The following is a 19,856-nucleotide window of genomic DNA, read 5'->3' as shown; positions in this document are numbered from 1 at the left end:
GCGATATAGCCTGAAAGCTTAGTGAGCAGGAGGTGTAATCAATGCCAAGACTGAAAAAGATTCTTGAATCGCACAACAACAAGCTGCACGTTAAAAAAGACGACACGGTAATCGTCATCTCCGGTAAGGACAAAGGCAAAAAAGGCCGTGTTATCGCTGCGTATCCGCGTGAAAACCGCGTACTCGTAGAAGGCGTGAACTTTGTTAAAAAGCACACTCGTCCGTCCCAAGTGAATCCACAAGGCGGAATTATCGAGCAAGAAGCTCCAATTCACGTTTCCAACGTGATGCACATTGATCCGAAGAGCGGTAACGTTACTCGTATCGGATACAAAGTGCTGGACAACGGCAAAAAAGTCCGGTACGCAAAACGTTCCGGCGAAGTGATCGACTAATCGTTACTGTAGGAAAGGAGGTCCATAAAAAATGGCAGCAAGATTGAAAGATAAATTTCTTAACGAAATTACGCCTGCATTGATGCAGAAGTTTAACTATACGACTGTAATGCAAGTGCCGAAGATCGAGAAAGTTGTCATCAACATGGGTGTTGGCGAAGCGGTTGCTAACTCCAAAGTGCTTGATGTCGCTGTCGACGAGCTTCGTCAAATCTCCGGTCAAAAGCCGGTTGTAACTCGTGCGAAGAAGTCCATCGCGGGCTTTAAACTTCGTGAGAACATGCCAATCGGGGTTAAAGTAACACTGCGCGGCGAGCGCATGTACTACTTCCTTGACAAGCTGTTCAACATCTCGCTTCCACGCGTACGTGACTTCCGTGGTGTATCGACGAAAGCATTCGACGGTCGCGGTAACTATACGCTTGGCCTGAAAGAGCAACTCATCTTCCCAGAGATCGAGTATGATAAAGTTGATAAAGTTCGTGGTATGGACATCGTCATCGTCACGACGGCAAAAACGGACGAAGAATCTCGTGAACTGCTCACCCAAATGGGCATGCCGTTCGCGAAGTAATCCACTTTTAGGAGGTGTAATACCAAGTGGCAAAAACTTCGATGAAAGTGAAGCAACAACGTACACCGAAATTCCAAGTGCGTGCCTATACGCGCTGTGAACGTTGCGGCCGTCCGCACTCTGTTTTGCAAAAGTTTAAAATTTGCCGGATTTGTTTCCGCGAATTAGCATACAAAGGCCAGATTCCTGGCGTTAAAAAAGCAAGCTGGTAATCAGCCTAGTTCGGGAAGGAGGTTAACACAAATGGTTATGTCTGATCCGATTGCAGATATGCTGACGCGCATTCGCAACGCGAATGTTGTTCGTCACGAAACCGTGGAATTGCCCGCTTCGAAAGTTAAGAAGCAAATCGCAGAAATTCTGAAACGCGAGGGCTTCATCCGCGATGCTGAATATATCGAAGACAACAAACAAGGGATTATCCGTATTTTCTTGAAATACGGCCCTAACCAAGAGCGCGTTATCACTGGTCTGAAACGTATTTCTAAACCAGGTCTGCGCGTATACACAAAATCGACTGAAATCCCACGCGTTTTGGGTGGTCTGGGAATTGCTATCATTTCCACATCCAAAGGGGTTATGACCGATAAAGAAGCACGCCAAGGCAAAGCAGGCGGCGAAGTCGTTTGCTACGTTTGGTAATTAACTAGTCACAAGATTGGAGGTGTAACAATGTCCCGTATTGGTCGCAAACCGATCACAGTGCCAGCTGGCGTAAGCATCAGCCTGGACAACTCGGTTATTACTGTAAAAGGACCGAAAGGATCCCTTTCCCGTGAAATTCACAAGGATATGAAAGTGAACGTTGCGGAGAATGAGATCGTAGTCGAACGTCCTTCCGATAATAAATTGCATCGTTCCTTGCACGGAACAACTCGCAGCGTCATCGCTAACATGGTGAGCGGCGTTACTGAAGGCTTCTCGAAAAACTTGGAGCTGGTAGGCGTAGGTTACCGTGCGAACAAAACTGGCGATAAGATTGTTCTTAACGTTGGTTATTCCCACCCAGTGGAGATTGCACCTGAAGCCGGTATTGAGTTCGAAGTTCCTGCGAACACGAAAATCACTGTTCGCGGTATCGACAAAGAGCGCGTAGGCGCTGTTGCTGCTCAAATCCGTTCCGTACGTGAACCAGAGCCTTATAAAGGCAAAGGTATCAAGTACGAAGGCGAACGCATCATCCGCAAAGAAGGTAAAGCTGGTAAGAAGAAATAAGCAGTCTGATTGGGCTGCTTAAAATAGCGGTATAAGGCAGAAGGAAAGGAGTGAACCTTGAATGATTACGAAAGGCGATAAAAACAAGGCTCGTCTGAAAAGACACTTGCGTGTTCGTAAAAAAATCAACGGAACGGTAGCTCGTCCACGTCTCTCTGTATTCCGTTCGTCGAAGCATATCTATGCTCAATTGATCGATGACGTACAAGGCGTAACGCTTGCATCCGCATCCACAGTGGATAAAGAACTGGCAGAAGCAATCGGCAACGGCGGCAGCGTAGAAGCTGCTCGTAAAGTTGGAGAATTGATTGCAAAACGCGCTCAAGCGAAAGGGGTATCCCAAATCGTATTTGACCGTGGTGGTTACTTGTATCATGGCAGAATTCAGGCGCTTGCTGAAGCAGCACGCGAAGCTGGTCTGGAATTCTAGTCGAATTTACTTATAAGGAGGTTAATCGACTTGCGTGTAGATCCAAATACGTTAGAACTGACTGAAAAAGTTGTCCACATCAACCGCGTTGCTAAAGTTGTTAAAGGCGGACGTCGTTTCAGCTTTAGTGCACTCGTAGTTGTCGGCGACGGCAAAGGCTACGTAGGCGCAGGGATCGGTAAAGCGGGCGAAGTACCTGATGCGATTCGCAAAGGTATCGAAGACGCTAAGAAAAACCTGATCCACGTTCCACTCGTAGGAACAACAATTCCACATCTTGTAGTTGGACATTTCGGTGCAGGTGAAGTTCTCCTGAAACCGGCTTCCAAAGGTACAGGTGTTATCGCCGGCGGTCCTGTTCGTGCAGTACTCGAACTGGCTGGTGTAGGCGATATCCTGACGAAATCCCTTGGTTCTTCGAACTCCATGAATATGGTTAACGCAACGCTTGAAGGTCTTTCCCGCCTGAAGCGCGCGGAAGATGTTGCGAAGCTTCGTGGAAAAACTGTCGAAGAGCTGTTAGGTTAAGGAGGGGAATAGGATGGCAAAATTGCAAATCACCCTCGTTCGCAGTGTGATCGGCCGTAACGAAAAACAACGCGCGACTGTTGAATCCTTCGGCTTGAAGAAAATTCACCAATCCGTTGTTTTGAACGACAGCCCGGCTGTTCGCGGCATGATTAATGCCGTAAGCCACTTGATCAAAGTAGAAGAAGTGTAAGCAACTTGCTTGCTATAAGAAATAAATAAGGAGGTGCAAGAACGATGAAATTGCATGAACTCGCACCAGCACCAGGCTCCACGCAAGTGGCTAAGCGCAAAGGTCGCGGTATTGGCTCCGGTAACGGTAAAACTTCTGGTAAGGGTCATAAAGGTCAGAACGCTCGTTCCGGCGGCGGTGTACGCCCTGGTTTCGAGGGTGGCCAAAACCCATTGTACCGTCGTTTGCCGAAACGCGGTTTCAATAACCGTTTCCGCACTGAGTACGCTATCGTTAACATTGAAGAGCTGAACAAATTTGCAGCAGGTTCCGAAGTTACTCCAGAAGTTCTTCTTGAGCAAGGGATCATCAAAAATCCTTTGGCGGGCATTAAGATCTTGGGTAATGGCGAAGTTAAGGTTCAATTGACTGTAAAAGCAAACAAGTTCTCTCAATCTGCGGTAGAGAAAATCCAGGCTGCCGGCGGTAAAACCGAGGTGATCTAATTGTTTAACACCGTGTCCAACATTTGGAAAGTGGCGGATTTGCGCAAGCGGATCCTTTTCACCCTTTTCATACTGCTTGTTTATCGCATCGGAGCTTTTATTCCGGCGCCAGGCGTTGACAAAGATGTATTCAAACAGGTTGACCAATCCGGTGTAAATCTGTTCGGTTTGCTTAACACGTTCTCCGGCGGTGCGCTGTACCACTTCTCCATTTTCGCGATTGGTATCGCTCCATACATTACGGCCTCGATCATCGTACAGCTGTTATCAATGGACGTTATCCCTAAATTCGCGGAATGGGCGAAAGAAGGCGAGAACGGGAAGAAAAAGCTCGCGCAGATTACACGTTACGGCACGGTAATCCTTGGTTTATTGCAAGGTTTTGCAACAGCAATCGGCTTCAATCGTCAATACAGCTATAAGATGGTTCCAAATGCGACATTTGTAGATTACTTGCTCATCGCTCTCGTTCTGACAGCGGGCGTATCATTCCTGATGTGGCTTGGCGAACAAATTACGGAGCGCGGTATCGGTAACGGTATCTCGATTCTGATCTTTGCCGCTATCGCAGCAAGCATTCCGCAACATATTCGTACGATCTACTCGACAGAATTCGCATCGCAAGATGGCAATCTGTTCTGGAGCATCGGCAAAGTTGTACTGATCGCAGTGGCGATTGTTCTGATTATTGTAGGGGTAATCTTCGTACAACAAGGTATCCGTAAGATTCCGGTTCAATACGCTAAACGCGTAGTTGGTCGGAAAATGTATGGCGGTCAATCGACTCACATACCAATGAAAGTGAACGGTGCAGGTGTTATTCCGGTCATTTTCGCCATTTCGTTATTGATGTTCCCGGCAACAATCGCACAGTTCTGGTCTGGTGCCGCTTGGGCAGATTGGATCATGCATAACCTGACGTACACACAGCCGCTTGGCATGGTACTGTATGTTCTGCTGATTATCGGGTTCACGTTCTTCTATACATTCGTACAGATCAATCCGGTTCAAATGGCGGATCAGATGAAGAAGAATGGCGGTTACATTCCGGGCATTCGTCCTGGTAAACCAACATCCTCTTATTTGACTCGCGTATTGTCGCGGATTACGCTGACGGGTGCGATTTTCCTGGCCGTTATCTCCTTGTTGCCAGTGGTATTCGGCGAAGTCGCCGGATTGCCTGCTTCGGTAAGACTTGGCGGTACCTCGCTTCTGATCGTTATCGGTGTTGCACTTGATACGATGAAGCAAATCGAGAGCCAGTTGATAAAACGCCATTACAAAGGGTTTATCAATAAATAACAATAGGTTCCGACCGGGATTCCGTAACGTCGCAGGCGCGATGGACGGAACCCGCACGAGCCTATTGTGCTTAAAGCGAGGAAGAATGAATGAACATTTTATTCATGGGTCCTCCGGGGGCCGGTAAAGGGACGCAAGCAGAACGTATCGTTGACGAGTTTGGCATTCCGCACATCTCGACAGGCGATGCTTTCCGTCTTGCGATGAAACAGGGGACTCCGCTCGGTCTTAAAGCGAAAGAGTATGTCGATCAAGGCTTGCTTGTTCCTGATGAGATTACGAACGGTATTGTCAAAGAACGTCTTGCTCAAGACGATTGCAATAAAGGTTTCTTGCTTGACGGTTTTCCGCGTACGCTGCAGCAAGCCGAAGCGCTTGATGTTATGCTTACCGAACTGAACCGCAGCATTGACCATGTTGTTAATTTGAAAGTTGACCGCGGCTTGCTGCTTGCCCGTCTGACTGGCAGACGCATTTGTAAAGCTTGCGGATCGACATACCATGTAATGTTCAACCCACCGAAACAAGAAGGCGTCTGCGACAAATGCGGCGGCGAATTGTACCAACGGTCGGATGACACGGAAGAGAAAGTCGGAACGCGTCTTGACGAGTATATCTCGAAAACCGCGCCGCTTCTTGACTACTACAACGGTAAAGGTCTACTTCGCGAAGTCGACGGCGAGAAGGAAATCGATACGGTTACGGCCGAGATTGTTTCCTGCTTGCGAGGTTCATTGTAATGATCATTTGCAAATCCGATTCGGAGCTGCGATATATGAGGGAAGCCGGCCGCATTGTAGCGGAGACGCACAGGATTATGGCCGAAGCGGTAAAGCCCGGGGTTACGACCCAGGAGCTCGATCAGCTGGCCGAGGCGTACATCCGCAGTCAAGGCGCTGAGCCATCCTTCAAAGGTTACAATGGTTTTCCTGCCAGCATTTGCGCTTCTGTAAATGACGAGCTGGTACACGGTTTTCCCGGACCTCGTAAGTTGAACGAAGGCGATATTATAAGCATCGACATTGGAGCGCAATACAAAGGCTATCATGGCGACTCGGCCTGGACCTATCCGGTCGGCAACGTATCGGATGAAGTCAAGCGGTTGCTTGAGGTGACGGAAGAGTCTCTGTACGCAGGGATTAATCTGATCCGCCCAGATGTTCGTTTATTTACAATATCGCATGCGGTTCAACAGGTTGCCGAAGCGGCGGGCTTTTCGATTGTACGGGAATTTGTCGGACACGGTATTGGCAAGGACCTCCATGAGGAACCGCAAATTCCGAATTACGGCATTCCGGATCGCGGGCCGCGTCTTAAGCCAGGAATGGTGCTTTGCATCGAGCCTATGGTCAACATCGGCGAACGTTACGTTCGCACGCTTGAAGACAATTGGACGGTCGTAACGGAAGACGGCTCTTGGTGCGCTCACTTCGAGCACACGGTTGCCGTAACGGAGGACGGATTCGAAATTTTGACGAAACTACCGAAGTCGGTGTAATCTGTTATGGATAAGCAACCGCAAATCGGTCAAATCGTTAAGGTGCTTCGGGGCAAAGATGAGAACAGCTATGCTGTTATTATTGAAATTGTTGACGAACGCTTCGTAATGATCGTCGATGGCGATAAACGCAGGTTTGATCAACCGAAGAAAAAGAACGTTCTGCATCTCGAGTTACAACCCGCTATAAGCAGCGAAGTTACAAGCAGCTTGCTTGAAACGGGCAGGGTGACCAATGCCAAGTTACGTTATGTGATTCAGAAGTACGCACATGCGAAAGGAGAATGACGGTGGCTAAGGAAGACGTCATTGAGGTCGAAGGTACGGTAATCGAACCGCTGCCGAATGCCATGTTCAAGGTGGAGCTGGAGAACGGTCATCAAATTCTCGCACATGTTTCCGGTAAACTCAGAATGCATTTCATTCGTATTCTGACTGGGGACAAAGTGGTTATACAGTTATCGCCTTATGATTTATCAAGAGGGCGCATCACCTATCGGAAGTAGGCCGCTCGCGGTTTGCTCTCGAAGGATTCGGGAGGTAATTCACAATGAAGGTTAGACCTTCGGTAAAGCCGATTTGCGAAAAATGCAAAGTCATTCGTCGCAAAGGCAACGTTATGGTAATTTGTGAAAATCCGAAACACAAACAAAAACAAGGATAAAAGGAGGGACAATGGCTTATGGCACGTATTGCTGGTGTAGATATTCCGCGTGATAAACGCGTTGAAATCGCCCTGACGTACATTTTCGGTATTGGCAAAACAACTTCGCAAAAGATTCTGGCTTCTACTGGCGTGAACCCTGATACTCGCGTTCGCGATCTGACAGAAGACGAACTCGCTAAATTGCGCGAAGCAATTGACAAATCCGTTAAAGTGGAAGGCGACCTTCGTCGTGAGATTTCGCTTAACATTAAACGTCTGATTGAGATCGGCTGCTACCGTGGCGTTCGTCATCGTCGTGGCTTGCCAGTTCGCGGTCAACGTACGAAAACAAATGCGCGTACGCGTAAAGGTCCTCGTCGGACTGTAGCTAACAAGAAGAAATAATAAAGGGGTGAAATAGGGCAATGGCTAAACCTAAAAAAGTCGTTCGTACAAAACGTCGTGACCGGAAAAATATTGAGTCGGGCGTAGCACACATCCGTTCGACATTCAATAACACGATCGTAACGATCACTGACCCTCATGGCAACGCAATCTCTTGGGCAAGCTCCGGTAACCTGGGCTTCAAGGGTTCGCGTAAATCCACGCCTTTCGCAGCGCAAATGGCAGCTGAAGCAGCAGCTAAAGCAGCGATGGAGCATGGCATGAAAGCTGTTGAGGTTATGGTTAAAGGTCCTGGCGCAGGCCGCGAAGCAGCGATTCGTTCGCTTCAAGCAGCTGGTCTGGAAGTTAACCTGATTAAAGACGTAACGCCAGTTCCTCACAACGGATGCCGTCCGCCGAAACGTCGTCGCGTATAGTTGGATCCGCTGTGGTATCAAATAACAACAACTTGTGAATAATGGTTGTGAAGGTTTGGCATACTACGAGATTTGACTAAACAATACGAATGGTAACGGAGCGACGTTTGAAGGAGGGTACTATTAGTGATTGAGATCGAAAAGCCGAAAATCGAGACCGTAGATTTGAATGAGGATGGAACATACGGGCGTTTCGTAGTAGAACCGCTCGAGCGTGGATATGGCACGACGCTTGGAAATTCGCTTCGCCGAATTTTGTTGTCATCGCTGCCAGGTGCGGCAGTAACATCTGTTCAGATCGACGGAGTGCTTCACGAGTTCTCTACGGTTCCTGGAGTGATCGAGGACGTAACTGAGATCATTCTGAACTTGAAAGGCCTCTCGTTGAAAATCCACTCCGATGAAGAAAAGGTGTTGGAAATCGACGCTGAAGGCGAAGGAATCGTTACGGCAGGGGATATTCGAGCTGACAGCGATGTCGAGATTTTGAACCCTGATCTTCACATCGCAACCTTGGCCTCCGGCGCGCGGCTCCATTTGCGAATTTTTGCCAATCGCGGACGTGGTTACGTCCAAGCGGACCGTAACAAACGGGACGATCAACCGATTGGGGTTATTCCCGTTGATTCGATTTACACGCCAATTACCCGTGTCAATTACAGCGTTGAAAATACCCGCGTTGGTCAAGTAACCAACTACGACAAGCTTACGCTTGAAGTATGGACTGACGGCAGTATTAGACCGGAAGAGGCTGTAAGCCTTGGCGCTAAAATTTTGACAGAGCATTTGGACCTGTTCGTCGGATTGACCGATGAAGCCAAAGACGCGGAAATCATGGTCGAGAAGGAAGAGGACAAGAAAGAGAAAGTTCTGGAGATGACAATCGAAGAACTGGATCTGTCTGTTCGTTCCTACAACTGCTTGAAACGTGCAGGCATTAACACCGTTCAAGAGCTGATTACGAAATCCGAAGAGGACATGATGAAGGTTCGTAACCTGGGCCGTAAATCCCTCGAGGAAGTTCAAGAGAAGCTGGAAGAGCTGGGTCTTGGCCTGCGCATGGAAGAGTAGTAGCTTGAACATCTAGAACAGACTATAGGCAAGGGAGGGGAAAACAAGATGGCATATCAAAAATTGGGCCGTGACGCTAGCGCGCGGAAAGCATTGTTCCGTGACCTCGTTACTGACCTGTTCCTGTATGAGCGCATTCAAACAACAGAAGCTAAAGCGAAAGAGGTTCGTTCTATCGCTGAAAAGCTGATCACGAAAGCGAAAAAAGGTGACTTGCACGCTCGTCGTCAAGTAGCTGCATACGTTCGTCGTGAAACTGTTGATGGAGAGCAAGATGCAATCCAAAAGCTGTTCTCCGAGCTGGCCACCCGTTACTCGGAACGTGCGGGCGGATACACACGGATTTTGAAACTGGGACCTCGCCGTGGCGACGCTGCGCCTATGGTGTACCTGGAACTGGTTGACCGTGCGTAACACAAGCGTAATCGGCTCGCCGCTCTAAGCGGTTGAGCTACGTTTCGCGGTGAGAAAGGGTGGACCCTTGAGGCCACCTTTTTTTATTGCCTGCATCGAAGGCAGGCTACACTGGCGAATGACTGCGCTGCATAAAAGGTTTTGCCTCGATCGCTGTTGTTCCCGGATTTCTTCTAACAACTCGCTTAAGCGGTTGAAATCCGGGAACAAAGGCGAACGCTTAAAAGCTTTCTGCAAGAAAGCTGCTTCGGAAGCATTCACTTGCTTCTTCGGTCAAAACCTTTTATTCCGCGCACGCCGCCAGTGAAGCACATACTTCGTGCTAGGCAATAAAAAATGAGGCCGAAAAGGGACACCCTTTTGAATGATTAAGGGGATTGAATGTTAATTACGTGTGTTGTTAACGGATGGGGAAGTGATGAAGGATGAGGAATATAGCAGTGACGGTAAGCTACGACGGGACGGACTTTAACGGGTTCCAATCTCAGCCGTACGGACGGACCATCCAGCAGGAAATCGAACTGGCCATCAAGAAGCTGACCGGCGAGGATATTATTATTCTCGGTTCGGGCAGAACGGATGCCGGCGTGCATGCTATGGGACAAGTGTTCAACTTTCTGACGGAATCCACGATTCCGGCGGAGCGTTGGGCCATTGCCTTGAATACGCGCCTGCCGAAGGATATCGTTATTCTCGAAGCGCATGAAGTGCCGGAAGCCTTTCACTCCCGGCGTTCTGCAAAGCGGAAGACATATCGCTATACGATTGATATGGGGAAGTTTCCGGATGTGTTCTATCGCCGCTATGCGTTCCATCATCCTACACCGCTTAATGTTGAAGCCATGCAGAAGGGGCTTAGCTTCCTTGTGGGGGAACATGACTTCACTTCATTTACGTCCATACACTCGACTAAGCCGCATCATGTTCGGACTATCTACGAGGCTTATCTCGAGCGTGAAGGGCAAATGCTCCATATGTATATGACAGGCAACGGGTTTCTCTATAACATGATCAGAATCGTGATGGGCACGCTGCTTCACGTCGGCCACGGAAAGCTGAAGCCGGAAGATATGGCGCGCATATTGGAAGGCCGCAAGCGTTCTTTGGCCGGCCCTACGGCGATGCCTCACGGGTTGATGCTTATGAAGGTAGAGTATCCGGAAGAAATGTAATTTACATTTAATAACTTCTTGATTTAGGCCATTATCTATAGTAGAATATAACTTGTGCTTTCTTAGTGGCTATCCCACAGCCCCGACTGAGACTGACACAAACTTGGCATGCAATACCTGAAATTAACAAATGTAAATTACGTTCTGAAACGTTGTTTAATAAAACTTTAACTGTAATGGAAATAAGGAGGATCATCCATGCGTACTACGTATATGGCTAAGCCTAATGAAGTTGAGCGTAAATGGCACATCATCGATGCTGCTGGTAAAACGCTTGGCCGTCTGGCTACTGAAGCTGCTAGCCTGATCCGCGGCAAGCACAAACCGCAATTTACTCCTCACGTTGATACTGGTGACTTCGTTATCGTAATCAACGCTGAGAAAATCGTTCTGACTGGTAAGAAAATGCAAAACAAAATGTACTATCGTCACTCGGGCTACTCTGGCGGTTTGAAAGTAACGCCAGCTCACGAAATGATCGCTAAAAAAGCTGACCGCGCTATCGAGCTGGCTGTTCACGGCATGTTGCCAAAAACTCGCCAAGGTAACGCAATGAAGCTTAGACTTAAAGCATACGCTGGTTCGGAGCATCCGCATCAAGCACAAAATCCAGAAGTTTACGAACTTCGCGGCTAATAAGGGGAGGACAGTTTCATGGCACAAGTACAATACTATGGAACCGGTCGTCGTAAACACTCTGTTGCACGTGTACGTCTGGTGCCGGGTGAAGGACGAATCATTGTTAATAAACGCGACCTGAACGAATACTTTGGTCTGGAAACTTTGAAGCTGATCGTTAAGCAGCCATTGGTTCTGACTGAAACTTTGAATAACTACGACGTTATCGTTATCGCTAACGGCGGCGGTATGTCCGGTCAAGCTGGCGCTATCCGCCACGGTATCTCCCGCGCTCTGCTTAAAGCAGACCCTGAGTTCCGTCCAGCTCTGAAACGTGCTGGCTTCCTGACTCGTGACCCACGCATGAAAGAACGTAAAAAATACGGTCTCAAAGCTGCTCGTCGCGCGCCACAGTTCTCGAAACGTTAATATCGGGATCAAACACCTTCTCTGCATGCAGAGAGGGTGTTTTTTTATTTTTTCAAAAGGTGCCTGTACAAGCGAATCTGCCGGCATAACTTTATTTCATTTTGGTGAAAACTTATTATTGATCCTTAACCCATTAGAACGTATACTTTATTTAATAGCATATGAATTTACTTGGAATTACAAATGGAGGGTAAAACCATGAACTTGTTCGAGAAAGAAGCATTGGTTAAACAAAAAGCCGAAGAGCTTGAAAATGCAACGCCACAAGAAATTTTGGCCTATGCAGTTGAAGCTTTCCCTAAAATTACGTTTGCATGCAGCTTTGGCGCGGAAGATGTCGTACTGGTCGACATGCTGCAAAAAATCAGCCCGAAGACAGATATTTTCTACTTGGATACAGACTTCCACTTTAAAGAAACGTATGAGACTCGCGACCGCATGGTAGAGCGTTACCCAGGTATTCCATTTGTTGAAGTTAAACCGCTAATCACCCCGGAAGAGCAAGCAGAGCAGCATGGTCCTGAATTGTGGAAATCCGACGCTAACGCTTGCTGCAACATCCGGAAGGTTGAGCCGCTGACAAGAATCCTGTCTAAATACGATGCCTGGATTACGGGTATTCGACGCGACCAAGCTCCAACACGCGCCAATGCGAAGAAAGTTGAATATGATACTAAATTCGGTTTGATTAAATTCAATCCAATTGCCGGTTGGACTTCGGAAGACGTATGGAATTACATCCGTGAGAACGATGTGATCTACAACCCGCTGCATGACAACAACTACCCAAGCATTGGCTGCGAGTATTGCACGCGCCAAGTTATGCCTGGCGAAGACCCTCGAGCAGGACGTTGGTCCGGTCAAGAGAAAACCGAATGCGGTCTGCATAAATAAGATCGTTCAGCACATGAAACAGCCGGCAATTTGGGGTCGCTTACCCAAGGAGGCTAAAAGCTATGAGTCAGATTTCACCGCATGGCGGCGAGCTCGTTAATCGTCTCGCTACCGGCGAGCAGCGTGAGGCGTTTTTGAATGAAGCCAAGTTTTTGAATACGATCGTAATTAATAACTGGACGGTATCTGATCTTGATCTGATTGCTGTCGGGGCATTCTCGCCTCTGACCGGCTTCATGAACGAAGAAGACTACCGTTCGGTTGTTGAACGTTTGCGTCTTGCTGACGGCACGGTATGGAGCATTCCGATTACACTCGCTGTAGAAGAAGCAAAGGCCGCCGAGCTGCAAACAGGCACCCGTGCTGCCCTTGTTGGCGAAGACGGCGTGACTTACGCGATTATCAACGTAGAAAGCATCTACAACGTTGATCAGAAGGTAGAAGCAATTAACGTATTCAAAACGGACGATTCGGCGCATCCAGGCGTTCAAAAGCTGCTTTCCCGTCCATCTACTTACGTTGGCGGCGCCATTACGGTTCTGAACCGCCCGCAGCCCGAGAAATTCGAAGAGTTTTACTTCGATCCATCGGAAACTCGCCGTATTTTCGCCGAAAAAGGCTGGAAAACGGTTGTTGGCTTCCAAACGCGCAACCCGGTTCACCGTGCGCACGAATATATTCAGAAGACAGCCATGGAAATCGTTGACGCTCTCTTCCTGAACCCGCTTGTTGGCGAGACCAAATCCGATGACGTTCCCGCGAACGTGCGAATGAAGAGCTATCTGACTCTGCTGGAGAACTACTATCCGCAAGACCGCGTATTATTAGGCGTGTTCCCGGCGGCTATGCGTTACGCAGGCCCTCGGGAAGCGATCTTCCATGCGCTTGTTCGCAAGAACTATGGCTGCAGCCACTTCATCGTAGGCCGCGACCACGCAGGTGTGGGCGACTACTATGGAACTTACGAAGCGCAGGAGCTGATTAAAACCATCCCTGCCAAGGATCTTGGCATTACGCCTCTATACTTCGAGCACAGCTTCTTTTGCACGAAATGCAGCAACATGGCGACTACGAAAACTTGCCCGCATGGCAAGGAAGACCGCCTGACGCTGTCGGGTACGAAAGTTCGCGCGTTGCTGCGGAACGGCGTTTGCCCGCCTCCGGAATTTTCCCGTCCGGAAGTCGCGAAGATTCTGATTGAAGGAATGGCACAGCAGTCGGCTTCATTTTAATTAATAAGGTTAAGCAACCAGTCTAACTGCGGCTTGGCCATCATAAACAACCACCTCGTCCCATATAAATGATAAAGAGATCATTTGTATGGGAACGGGGTGGTTTTATTATGCGCCGAAAACGTTTAGTCGTCTGGATGACCTATAAGGGAGCGCTCCGCATCGCGGGCGGCATGGCGGCGCTTGTGTTGACCTGGATATTACTTACACAAGGGGGCGAGCCTGTATCTCGGACCTGGAGTTACTGGACGCTGCCTTTATCGGGGAAAACAATTGCCATTGATGCGGGTCACGGTGGCGTGGACGGCGGTGCGGTAAGCAAGGAAGGGATAGTGGAAAAGGATTTGAACCTCGCGATTGCGCTGTACCTCAGAGATTATCTGCAGCAGGCAGGAGCTATTGTGCTGCTTACCAGGGAAGGGGATTATGATCTCGCAGGGCAGGATACGAAGGGATATGCCAAGCGCAAGACGGAGGACTTGCTGAAGCGTGTGGCCAACATCAAGGAAAGTAAGCCATGCCTTGTTGTCAGCATTCATATGAACAGTATTCCTTCTGCAAAATGGTCAGGAGCTCAAACGTTTTTTAACCCTGCTAATCATCCGGACAACCAGGTGCTCGCCACGTTTATACAAAACGAGATCCGGCGCAATCTGGAGAACACGAGCCGGGTTGCGATAAAGGATAAAAATAACGTGTACCTTCTTAAAGCGTTGGATGACATTCCTACGGCACTTGTTGAAGTCGGATTCCTGTCCAACCCGGGTGAGGCCGCGCGTCTGGCCGATTCGAATTACCAGCGCCAGGTGGCCGCTTCGATCTATCAGGGCATTCTCCGTTACTCATCAGGGGAAAAGCTGAGTACGGGTACGGCGACCGATGCTGCCTCGGACTTGGAGGCTGAACCGGCGAATTAACCTTGTTCCGCTTAATATGTTATAATCATTTTAAATAAGCAGCTACTATTTACGCTTAAACCTACAACTACTCTCTTACATAAAGGTGGGACTCATTCATGTTGACACGTGAACAAGCTCTGGAAGCCGTCGGTTCTGTGACGGCCCAATATAACGCGGACTCCGTTACCGTCCGCGATGTTGTCGTGAAGGACCGTCAAGTATCGATGACGGTCCTGACGGCCAGCGAGGACATTCGTCCCTCGCTGGAAACCGCGCTGCGCGAAGCGCTCGCGCGGGCTGGCGCCGAAACCGTGCATTGCCGGTTTCGCGCGCTGGAGGGCGGCGCAGGCGCAGCTGCCGCGCCGCAAGGACAAGCCGGCGGCAAAGCCCAGCCGGCTGCGGCAAAGGGCCCCGTACAAGGTCACGGGGCCGGAATCGACAGCCCGCTGCTTGCATCTGGCAGCGGCACTCAATTCATCGCCGTCGCCAGCGGCAAGGGCGGCGTCGGCAAATCGACGGTGACCGTCAATCTCGCGGTCGCCTTAGCCCGCAAAGGCAAACGCGTCGGCATCATCGACGCGGATATTTACGGCTTCAGCGTGCCCGATATGATGGGCATTGAGACTCGCCCCGAGATCGTGAACGAGCGCGTTATCCCAATCGAACGTTACGGCGTCAAAGTCATGTCGATGGGCTTTTTTGTTGAAGACAACAGTCCGATCGTATGGCGCGGACCGATGCTGGGCAAGATGCTCCGCAATTTCTTTGCCGAGATCGAGTGGGGCGAGCTGGATTACCTGCTGCTTGACCTGCCTCCGGGTACGGGCGATGTGGCGCTCGACGTCCATCAGATTATCCCGCAAAGCAAAGAAATTATCGTAACGACTCCTCACGCTACTGCAGCATTTGTAGCTGCCCGTGCCGGTGCGATGGCCATCAAGACCGAGCACGAGATTATTGGCGTGGTGGAGAACATGTCCTATTACAAATGCAGCAAATGCGGCGAGCCGGAATACATCTTTGGACGCGGCGGCGGCGCCCGTCTTGCGGAGTCGCTGCATGCAGAACTGCTGGCTCAGATTCCGCTTGGACAGCCGGATAATCACATTTCGGAGCCGGATTTCTCGCCTTCGGTATACAAAGCCGAGACCGAGACAGGCGCGCTGTATCTGAATATGGCCGAGCGAGTCATTCAAAAATGCGGCCGTTAATGCCATAAATAAAGCCCGGACGGGGAAGAGAGGGAACTCTCGACCCGGACCGGGCTTTTTTTAAGCCTATAGAGTACGGTTAAGTCGAAGAACCGTCGCCTTCGCCTTCGCCGCCGCCTCCTTCACCGCCTTGTTTTTCTCCGTCAGAGGAGCCTTCGTCACCGCCACCGCCGCCTTCTTGCGATTTTTTATCCACTTTTTCATCCGGCTTTGGTTTCAACTCTTCTTGCACGGCCTTTTTCATCAGATCAAGCACTTCCAGTCGGAAGAGGGGGTTCTGCATCGATTCCTGCATCAGGGACATAACCTGCTTTTTATATTGCGTGCTTTGCAGCACTTCGAGGATCATTTTGTCCATTTCAGGCGTTTTCAACGCTTTCACCATTTGCTCCTGGTACGTCGGATCCTTCATCAGTTCCTTGTGAATGTCCTTGTTCTGCTTGTTTACCGCCTTGGCAAATTCACCGGCAAAACGCGTGTCCGTCATTAATGTTCGGATAACCTTATCGTATTCCGGAGAAACCATTACATCTTTTACGGCAAGACGTACCTGCTCTTGATCCTGTACCGACAACAGCTTCGTGCCGCTGCCGCTGTAACCGGACATTTGCTGGGCGGATTCCTGCAAGGCTTTTTGGGCATCCTCGGTTTTCAGGATGTCAATAACCATCGACTTCATATCCTTGTAGCTGAGCTGCTGGTTACTGCCTCCCGAGGATTCCGCACCGCAGCTTGTTAATACAAATGTTAGGGCGGAAAGCGCCGTTAATAAAGCCAATCGCACGCGCATGTTCCCACGATCTCCCTTCTATGATTACCATTGCTGAATTTAAACGTAGTATGCGTTAAAGTTCACGGGATTATCATGGCTTCATAGTTAGCTTTTTATGACGAACGTGGTAAAATAATGGATGGTACAGGTAAGTGCTTACAATGGCACGACCCTCGCCGAACATGAAGGAGGATAACGGAATTATGAATTTGAAAAGATGGTTTTTTCTTTTTTGGACCTGCATGGCCGTCGGGGCTGTAGTGACAGTCGTCAGCGGATCGATCATGCAATGGACGGACCAGTCCTTCGGATTTATGGGGCTTGAGGCAGCCGGATTCAACGCCTTTATGATGGCGATGGTCGGCTTATTGATAGGGGCATTCAGCCAGATGGGGTTCTTTGCTTATCTGACCTTGAATTACATTGCATTAAGCATTTTCCGCAAAAGTTATCTTTGGAACGCTCTACAGGGCTATACAACGCTGTTTGCCGTATTTGGCCTTGGCTATATGCTTTATGAACAGCGGACCAACGAATGGTTCTTCTGGGTACTGCCGCTTGCCCTTTTAATCTGCTCCTTGGGCGTGGCATACGTCAAAGTCAAGCAAACAAAACCAAGCGCGTTTGTACCAACCGCGTTTTTGATGTTCTTCGTTACCTTCGTGGAAGCATGGCCTGCACTGCAAGGAGATACCAACATTTCGGCTATCGTCTTTATGATTATCCCTTTGTTTGTCTGCAATGCTTACCAAATCCTCATGCTGCACCGCTTGCTTCAAAAAAATACAACAACCGACTCTGCAACATCTGCAAAGCCGGTCGCGTAATAATCAATAGCCAGTATCCGCAGCTGCCATAGCGTTATCGAGTCCAAGCATCGTAAGAGAGGACGTTTTGTCCTGCACCGCATGGCCTTCCGACTCGGTTTGATTAATCAGCTCCGATACGGTAACGAATTCATAACCTTTTGCGCGAAGCTCATCGATGATGACGGGCAGCGCTTCATGCGTTTGTTTCACCGAATCGCTGGCGTGCATAAGAATAATGTCGCCGTTATGGGCACGGCTGACGACACGGTTGATTATCTTATCCGTTCCAATGTTCAGCCAATCCATCGAGTCGGTATCCCATTGGATGACTTTGTAGTTCAGTTCTTCCGCTATACGGAGCACGCGTTTGTCGAAATCTCCGTTAGGGAGGCGGATCAGGTTCGGCTGCTTGCCGGTCAGGTCGGTAAGGATCGTATGGGCGGTTGTAATTTGCGTGCGGATCTCTTCGTCGCTAAGTTTGCTGTAGTTATCATGCTTGTGTCCATGGCTGCCGATCTCGAAGCCGTCGTTCACGATGTCTTTGACAATGTCGGGATGCGATTGGCTCCAAGGGGAAGACAGGAAGAAGGTTGCCTGCGTAACCCCTTTGTCTTTCAGCACCTTCAGAATCGGTTCGGTACGCTTGTCCCCCCAGCTAATGTCGAATGTCAGGGCTACGACCTTCTTATCCGTAGGGACACTGTATATAGCGGCCGGCTGCTGTGGTGAGAATACCGTGATGTTGTCTCTTTCTGCGTAAATAACCCCTACAGAGAAGACGAGTGCGAGAACAAGAAGGAAGTTGCGTTTTAATTTTCGTCCGTTCAGTACATAGAAAAAGTTCATCTGTTAAGGCTCTCCTTTCTATTGGAAGCTTGTTCTAGTACAATCCTATGCTCGTACACATCCAAGATATTCATGCTTGTTCAAACCAATTCATAAAGAAGTTACAAAGGAGAGAAGAGGCATGTTTCGCTGGTCAGAAATAAAAGCTCATTTCAAAATCATGAATCCCTACATCGCGTTTGGATTCATTTTGTTTTTTGCCGGACTTGTCGTCGGAGGTACCAACAGCGCATTCAGCGATTATCTCGAGCAGCAGCTGAAGGCACTCGGCAATGTGGCCCAAACTCTGGATCAAACGGAGAATCCGACGCTTGCCTTTATGGTCTTTATCTTTTTAAACAATGCAATCAAGTCCATCTTCATTATTTATATAGGGGCGCTCTTCGGGATCATCCCGATTTTCTTCCTCGTTCTTAATGGCATGGTTGTAGGCTTCTTGCTGCAGCATGTGGCACAGACGCAGGGGACGGGAGACATGCTTACGGTTGTATTGGGGCTGCTGCCTCACGGTATTATTGAAATTCCGGCGATCGTAGTAGCGTGTGCTTACGGGATGAAGTTTGGCGTTCTTTTGCTCAAGGCAATAGGGAGGATCGTTATTCCGGGGAAGGAAGCGGGCAAATCCGGACGGGAGATCGAGTATTTCATGATCAGATCCGTTCCGGTGGTCGTTATACTAACGGTGGCATTGCTTGTTGCGGCGGTTATAGAAAGTACGGTTAGCGTTTGGGTAAGTTCGTTGTAATATTTTTCCGATTAATTGAGCATAACAGTAAGGCGGCGTCGTGATGCGTAATCGCAAGACGCCGCTTTTGCTTTCGATTGCCGCAGCAAAACTTAGCTGCAGGGCCAATACAGCTTAGGAGGGCGCACATTAGTTATGCTAGGAATTCTATTCAACGACAAAGAATGCAAAGAACTCGACTACGTCCTGCGCAAAGAATTAGATGAGATGCTGCTTGATCTGAATGACAATCGGTTAGACGGTGATATTAAGCAAGCCATAACGAGACGGTACAAAATCATCTTCCGTATGTATGCCCGCATTGCATCCCCGAAAGAGCTGTCCCGGTATGCGTTAAATGTGCGCAATTACAGGTAGAAAAATCCAGTAAAAAAAGTTTTAAAAAAGGGTTGCAATCCTATAGACGTCCATGATATATTATCTCTTGTCGCCGCTGAGATAAACGCGAACGACGCGAAAAACAAATTGTTCTTTGAAAACTGAACAACGAGCGAAACTGCCCCGTTATTTATAACGGAAAAGCGATTTTTTAAATGAATGAGCAAGTCAAACACTTTAATGGAGAGTTTGATCCTGGCTCAGGACGAACGCTGGCGGCGTGCCTAATACATGCAAGTCGAGCGGACTTTGCCTTCGGGTAAAGTTAGCGGCGGACGG

At 49.0% G+C, this 19,856-nt stretch carries 31 protein-coding genes and 1 rRNA gene; 30 read left to right on the top strand and 2 right to left on the bottom strand.

Annotated features, from left to right (window positions below; all coding sequences use genetic code 11):
• The first annotated feature begins 41 nt into the window (after positions 1 to 41).
• The 26 genes from rplX to WFK81_RS29050 all read left to right on the top strand — a co-directional run bounded on the left by rplX (position 42) and on the right by WFK81_RS29050 (position 16,027).
• Complete coding sequence (rplX, locus tag WFK81_RS29175; protein ID WP_336790782.1) at positions 42 to 395, top strand: 50S ribosomal protein L24; 354 nt, start codon at positions 42 to 44, stop codon at positions 393 to 395.
• Between the two features lie 31 nt (positions 396 to 426).
• Positions 427 to 969 carry a 50S ribosomal protein L5 gene (gene rplE / locus WFK81_RS29170; RefSeq protein WP_091190722.1) on the top strand — a complete coding sequence of 181 codons (543 nt, stop codon included), beginning with the start codon at positions 427 to 429 and terminating at the stop codon, positions 967 to 969.
• Between the two features lie 26 nt (positions 970 to 995).
• Positions 996 to 1,181: a type Z 30S ribosomal protein S14 gene (locus WFK81_RS29165; protein ID WP_015847211.1), complete on the top strand. Its 186-nt coding sequence runs from the start codon at positions 996 to 998 to the stop codon at positions 1,179 to 1,181.
• 31 nt (positions 1,182 to 1,212) lie between these two features.
• On the top strand, positions 1,213 to 1,611 hold the full coding sequence (rpsH, locus tag WFK81_RS29160) for a 30S ribosomal protein S8 (protein WP_015847210.1): 399 nt from the start codon (positions 1,213 to 1,215) through the stop codon (positions 1,609 to 1,611).
• A 30-nt stretch (positions 1,612 to 1,641) separates the two neighbouring features.
• Positions 1,642 to 2,184 (top strand): 50S ribosomal protein L6, encoded by a 543-nt coding sequence (gene rplF, locus WFK81_RS29155; RefSeq protein WP_336790780.1) that lies wholly within the window; start codon positions 1,642 to 1,644, stop codon positions 2,182 to 2,184.
• 61 nt (positions 2,185 to 2,245) lie between these two features.
• Entirely contained in the window at positions 2,246 to 2,614 is a 369-nt protein-coding gene (gene rplR, locus WFK81_RS29150; RefSeq protein WP_132313336.1) for a 50S ribosomal protein L18, read from the top strand.
• A 30-nt stretch (positions 2,615 to 2,644) separates the two neighbouring features.
• Positions 2,645 to 3,142, top strand: a complete 498-nt coding sequence (rpsE, locus tag WFK81_RS29145; RefSeq protein ID WP_015847207.1) for a 30S ribosomal protein S5 — start codon at positions 2,645 to 2,647, stop codon at positions 3,140 to 3,142.
• 13 nt (positions 3,143 to 3,155) lie between these two features.
• Positions 3,156 to 3,335, top strand: a complete 180-nt coding sequence (gene rpmD, locus WFK81_RS29140) for a 50S ribosomal protein L30 (protein ID WP_015847206.1) — start codon at positions 3,156 to 3,158, stop codon at positions 3,333 to 3,335.
• Positions 3,336 to 3,379: 44 nt separating this feature from the next.
• Positions 3,380 to 3,820, top strand: coding sequence for a 50S ribosomal protein L15 (rplO, locus tag WFK81_RS29135; protein ID WP_015847205.1), 441 nt, complete (start codon positions 3,380 to 3,382; stop codon positions 3,818 to 3,820).
• Entirely contained in the window at positions 3,821 to 5,122 is a 1,302-nt protein-coding gene (secY, locus tag WFK81_RS29130; protein ID WP_336790777.1) for a preprotein translocase subunit SecY, read from the top strand.
• A gap of 89 nt (positions 5,123 to 5,211) precedes the next feature.
• A complete protein-coding gene (locus WFK81_RS29125) occupies positions 5,212 to 5,862 on the top strand; it encodes an adenylate kinase (RefSeq protein ID WP_336790775.1) in 651 nt (216 codons plus the stop codon).
• A complete protein-coding gene (map, locus tag WFK81_RS29120) occupies positions 5,862 to 6,620 on the top strand; it encodes a type I methionyl aminopeptidase (RefSeq protein ID WP_336790773.1) in 759 nt (252 codons plus the stop codon). The genes WFK81_RS29125 and map overlap by 1 nt, the downstream gene beginning before the upstream one ends.
• Before the next feature lie 6 nt (positions 6,621 to 6,626).
• Positions 6,627 to 6,908, top strand: coding sequence for a KOW domain-containing RNA-binding protein (locus WFK81_RS29115; RefSeq protein ID WP_336790771.1), 282 nt, complete (start codon positions 6,627 to 6,629; stop codon positions 6,906 to 6,908).
• Positions 6,909 to 6,910: 2 nt separating this feature from the next.
• Positions 6,911 to 7,126 carry a translation initiation factor IF-1 gene (gene infA, locus WFK81_RS29110; protein WP_015847200.1) on the top strand — a complete coding sequence of 72 codons (216 nt, stop codon included), beginning with the start codon at positions 6,911 to 6,913 and terminating at the stop codon, positions 7,124 to 7,126.
• A 44-nt stretch (positions 7,127 to 7,170) separates the two neighbouring features.
• Complete coding sequence (gene rpmJ / locus WFK81_RS29105; RefSeq protein ID WP_003333770.1) at positions 7,171 to 7,284, top strand: 50S ribosomal protein L36; 114 nt, start codon at positions 7,171 to 7,173, stop codon at positions 7,282 to 7,284.
• Between the two features lie 18 nt (positions 7,285 to 7,302).
• Positions 7,303 to 7,671 carry a 30S ribosomal protein S13 gene (gene rpsM, locus WFK81_RS29100; protein ID WP_015847199.1) on the top strand — a complete coding sequence of 123 codons (369 nt, stop codon included), beginning with the start codon at positions 7,303 to 7,305 and terminating at the stop codon, positions 7,669 to 7,671.
• Between the two features lie 20 nt (positions 7,672 to 7,691).
• Positions 7,692 to 8,087, top strand: a complete 396-nt coding sequence (rpsK, locus tag WFK81_RS29095) for a 30S ribosomal protein S11 (RefSeq protein ID WP_015847198.1) — start codon at positions 7,692 to 7,694, stop codon at positions 8,085 to 8,087.
• Between the two features lie 126 nt (positions 8,088 to 8,213).
• Positions 8,214 to 9,158 carry a DNA-directed RNA polymerase subunit alpha gene (locus WFK81_RS29090; protein ID WP_015847197.1) on the top strand — a complete coding sequence of 315 codons (945 nt, stop codon included), beginning with the start codon at positions 8,214 to 8,216 and terminating at the stop codon, positions 9,156 to 9,158.
• Positions 9,159 to 9,206: 48 nt separating this feature from the next.
• Positions 9,207 to 9,572, top strand: coding sequence for a 50S ribosomal protein L17 (rplQ, locus tag WFK81_RS29085; RefSeq protein ID WP_091190749.1), 366 nt, complete (start codon positions 9,207 to 9,209; stop codon positions 9,570 to 9,572).
• Between the two features lie 425 nt (positions 9,573 to 9,997).
• Positions 9,998 to 10,744: a tRNA pseudouridine(38-40) synthase TruA gene (truA, locus tag WFK81_RS29080; protein WP_336790769.1), complete on the top strand. Its 747-nt coding sequence runs from the start codon at positions 9,998 to 10,000 to the stop codon at positions 10,742 to 10,744.
• 198 nt (positions 10,745 to 10,942) lie between these two features.
• Positions 10,943 to 11,380, top strand: a complete 438-nt coding sequence (rplM, locus tag WFK81_RS29075; RefSeq protein ID WP_127497518.1) for a 50S ribosomal protein L13 — start codon at positions 10,943 to 10,945, stop codon at positions 11,378 to 11,380.
• Between the two features lie 18 nt (positions 11,381 to 11,398).
• Positions 11,399 to 11,791 carry a 30S ribosomal protein S9 gene (gene rpsI, locus WFK81_RS29070; RefSeq protein WP_015847193.1) on the top strand — a complete coding sequence of 131 codons (393 nt, stop codon included), beginning with the start codon at positions 11,399 to 11,401 and terminating at the stop codon, positions 11,789 to 11,791.
• A gap of 198 nt (positions 11,792 to 11,989) precedes the next feature.
• Complete coding sequence (locus WFK81_RS29065) at positions 11,990 to 12,685, top strand: phosphoadenylyl-sulfate reductase (protein ID WP_336790829.1); 696 nt, start codon at positions 11,990 to 11,992, stop codon at positions 12,683 to 12,685.
• Between the two features lie 62 nt (positions 12,686 to 12,747).
• Positions 12,748 to 13,917, top strand: coding sequence for a sulfate adenylyltransferase (sat, locus tag WFK81_RS29060; RefSeq protein WP_336790766.1), 1,170 nt, complete (start codon positions 12,748 to 12,750; stop codon positions 13,915 to 13,917).
• Between the two features lie 110 nt (positions 13,918 to 14,027).
• Positions 14,028 to 14,834: an N-acetylmuramoyl-L-alanine amidase CwlD gene (cwlD, locus tag WFK81_RS29055; RefSeq protein WP_336790765.1), complete on the top strand. Its 807-nt coding sequence runs from the start codon at positions 14,028 to 14,030 to the stop codon at positions 14,832 to 14,834.
• A gap of 98 nt (positions 14,835 to 14,932) precedes the next feature.
• Entirely contained in the window at positions 14,933 to 16,027 is a 1,095-nt protein-coding gene (locus WFK81_RS29050) for an Mrp/NBP35 family ATP-binding protein (protein WP_336790763.1), read from the top strand.
• A gap of 79 nt (positions 16,028 to 16,106) precedes the next feature.
• On the opposite strand, the gene gerD is transcribed toward WFK81_RS29050, so the two are convergent.
• The gene (gerD, locus tag WFK81_RS29045) at positions 16,107 to 16,817 is read right to left on the bottom strand and encodes a spore germination lipoprotein GerD (RefSeq protein ID WP_336790761.1); all 711 of its coding nucleotides are present in this window, start codon (positions 16,815 to 16,817) and stop codon (positions 16,107 to 16,109) included.
• A 185-nt stretch (positions 16,818 to 17,002) separates the two neighbouring features.
• On the opposite strand from gerD, the gene WFK81_RS29040 reads away from it, so the two are divergent.
• Positions 17,003 to 17,626, top strand: coding sequence for a KinB-signaling pathway activation protein (locus WFK81_RS29040; RefSeq protein WP_336790760.1), 624 nt, complete (start codon positions 17,003 to 17,005; stop codon positions 17,624 to 17,626).
• Positions 17,627 to 17,629: 3 nt separating this feature from the next.
• Here WFK81_RS29040 and pdaB read toward each other — a convergent pair whose 3' ends face one another.
• Positions 17,630 to 18,454, bottom strand: coding sequence for a polysaccharide deacetylase family sporulation protein PdaB (pdaB, locus tag WFK81_RS29035; RefSeq protein WP_336790759.1), 825 nt, complete (start codon positions 18,452 to 18,454; stop codon positions 17,630 to 17,632).
• A 121-nt stretch (positions 18,455 to 18,575) separates the two neighbouring features.
• Here pdaB and WFK81_RS29030 point away from each other — a divergent pair, with 121 nt between their 5' ends.
• The 3 genes from WFK81_RS29030 to WFK81_RS29020 all read left to right on the top strand — a co-directional run.
• On the top strand, positions 18,576 to 19,199 hold the full coding sequence (locus WFK81_RS29030; RefSeq protein WP_336790757.1) for a stage II sporulation protein M: 624 nt from the start codon (positions 18,576 to 18,578) through the stop codon (positions 19,197 to 19,199).
• 135 nt (positions 19,200 to 19,334) lie between these two features.
• On the top strand, positions 19,335 to 19,556 hold the full coding sequence (locus WFK81_RS29025; protein ID WP_015847185.1) for a hypothetical protein: 222 nt from the start codon (positions 19,335 to 19,337) through the stop codon (positions 19,554 to 19,556).
• Positions 19,557 to 19,754: 198 nt separating this feature from the next.
• Positions 19,755 to 19,856 (top strand): 16S ribosomal RNA (locus tag WFK81_RS29020); the annotation flags it as partial.

The sequence above is a fragment of the Paenibacillus sp. MMO-177 genome (assembly GCF_037147795.1).
Taxonomy (GTDB): Bacteria; Bacillota; Bacilli; order Paenibacillales; family Paenibacillaceae; genus Pristimantibacillus.
This window is presented reverse-complemented; position numbering and strand designations above follow the sequence as displayed.

Bases quoted from the DNA above. Each gene is read 5' to 3' on its own strand.
- rplM (WP_127497518.1), top strand. From the start codon at position 10,943: ATGCGTACTACGTATATGGCTAAGCCTAATGAAGTTGAGCGTAAATGG.
- rpsH (WP_015847210.1), top strand. From the start codon at position 1,213: ATGGTTATGTCTGATCCGATTGCAGATATGCTGACGCGCATTCGCAAC.
- rplF (WP_336790780.1), top strand. From the start codon at position 1,642: ATGTCCCGTATTGGTCGCAAACCGATCACAGTGCCAGCTGGCGTAAGC.
- rplO (WP_015847205.1), top strand. From the start codon at position 3,380: ATGAAATTGCATGAACTCGCACCAGCACCAGGCTCCACGCAAGTGGCT.
- pdaB (WP_336790759.1), bottom strand. From the start codon at position 18,454: ATGAACTTTTTCTATGTACTGAACGGACGAAAATTAAAACGCAACTTC.
- rplR (WP_132313336.1), top strand. From the start codon at position 2,246: ATGATTACGAAAGGCGATAAAAACAAGGCTCGTCTGAAAAGACACTTG.
- WFK81_RS29030 (WP_336790757.1), top strand. From the start codon at position 18,576: ATGTTTCGCTGGTCAGAAATAAAAGCTCATTTCAAAATCATGAATCCC.
- sat (WP_336790766.1), top strand. From the start codon at position 12,748: ATGAGTCAGATTTCACCGCATGGCGGCGAGCTCGTTAATCGTCTCGCT.
- WFK81_RS29065 (WP_336790829.1), top strand. From the start codon at position 11,990: ATGAACTTGTTCGAGAAAGAAGCATTGGTTAAACAAAAAGCCGAAGAG.
- cwlD (WP_336790765.1), top strand. From the start codon at position 14,028: ATGCGCCGAAAACGTTTAGTCGTCTGGATGACCTATAAGGGAGCGCTC.
- map (WP_336790773.1), top strand. From the start codon at position 5,862: ATGATCATTTGCAAATCCGATTCGGAGCTGCGATATATGAGGGAAGCC.
- rpmD (WP_015847206.1), top strand. From the start codon at position 3,156: ATGGCAAAATTGCAAATCACCCTCGTTCGCAGTGTGATCGGCCGTAAC.
- rpmJ (WP_003333770.1), top strand. From the start codon at position 7,171: ATGAAGGTTAGACCTTCGGTAAAGCCGATTTGCGAAAAATGCAAAGTC.
- rpsM (WP_015847199.1), top strand. From the start codon at position 7,303: ATGGCACGTATTGCTGGTGTAGATATTCCGCGTGATAAACGCGTTGAA.
- WFK81_RS29125 (WP_336790775.1), top strand. From the start codon at position 5,212: ATGAACATTTTATTCATGGGTCCTCCGGGGGCCGGTAAAGGGACGCAA.
- WFK81_RS29040 (WP_336790760.1), top strand. From the start codon at position 17,003: ATGAATTTGAAAAGATGGTTTTTTCTTTTTTGGACCTGCATGGCCGTC.
- WFK81_RS29025 (WP_015847185.1), top strand. From the start codon at position 19,335: ATGCTAGGAATTCTATTCAACGACAAAGAATGCAAAGAACTCGACTAC.
- gerD (WP_336790761.1), bottom strand. From the start codon at position 16,817: ATGCGCGTGCGATTGGCTTTATTAACGGCGCTTTCCGCCCTAACATTT.
- rplQ (WP_091190749.1), top strand. From the start codon at position 9,207: ATGGCATATCAAAAATTGGGCCGTGACGCTAGCGCGCGGAAAGCATTG.
- rpsK (WP_015847198.1), top strand. From the start codon at position 7,692: ATGGCTAAACCTAAAAAAGTCGTTCGTACAAAACGTCGTGACCGGAAA.
- WFK81_RS29115 (WP_336790771.1), top strand. From the start codon at position 6,627: ATGGATAAGCAACCGCAAATCGGTCAAATCGTTAAGGTGCTTCGGGGC.
- truA (WP_336790769.1), top strand. From the start codon at position 9,998: ATGAGGAATATAGCAGTGACGGTAAGCTACGACGGGACGGACTTTAAC.
- WFK81_RS29050 (WP_336790763.1), top strand. From the start codon at position 14,933: ATGTTGACACGTGAACAAGCTCTGGAAGCCGTCGGTTCTGTGACGGCC.
- rplX (WP_336790782.1), top strand. From the start codon at position 42: ATGCCAAGACTGAAAAAGATTCTTGAATCGCACAACAACAAGCTGCAC.
- rplE (WP_091190722.1), top strand. From the start codon at position 427: ATGGCAGCAAGATTGAAAGATAAATTTCTTAACGAAATTACGCCTGCA.
- rpsI (WP_015847193.1), top strand. From the start codon at position 11,399: ATGGCACAAGTACAATACTATGGAACCGGTCGTCGTAAACACTCTGTT.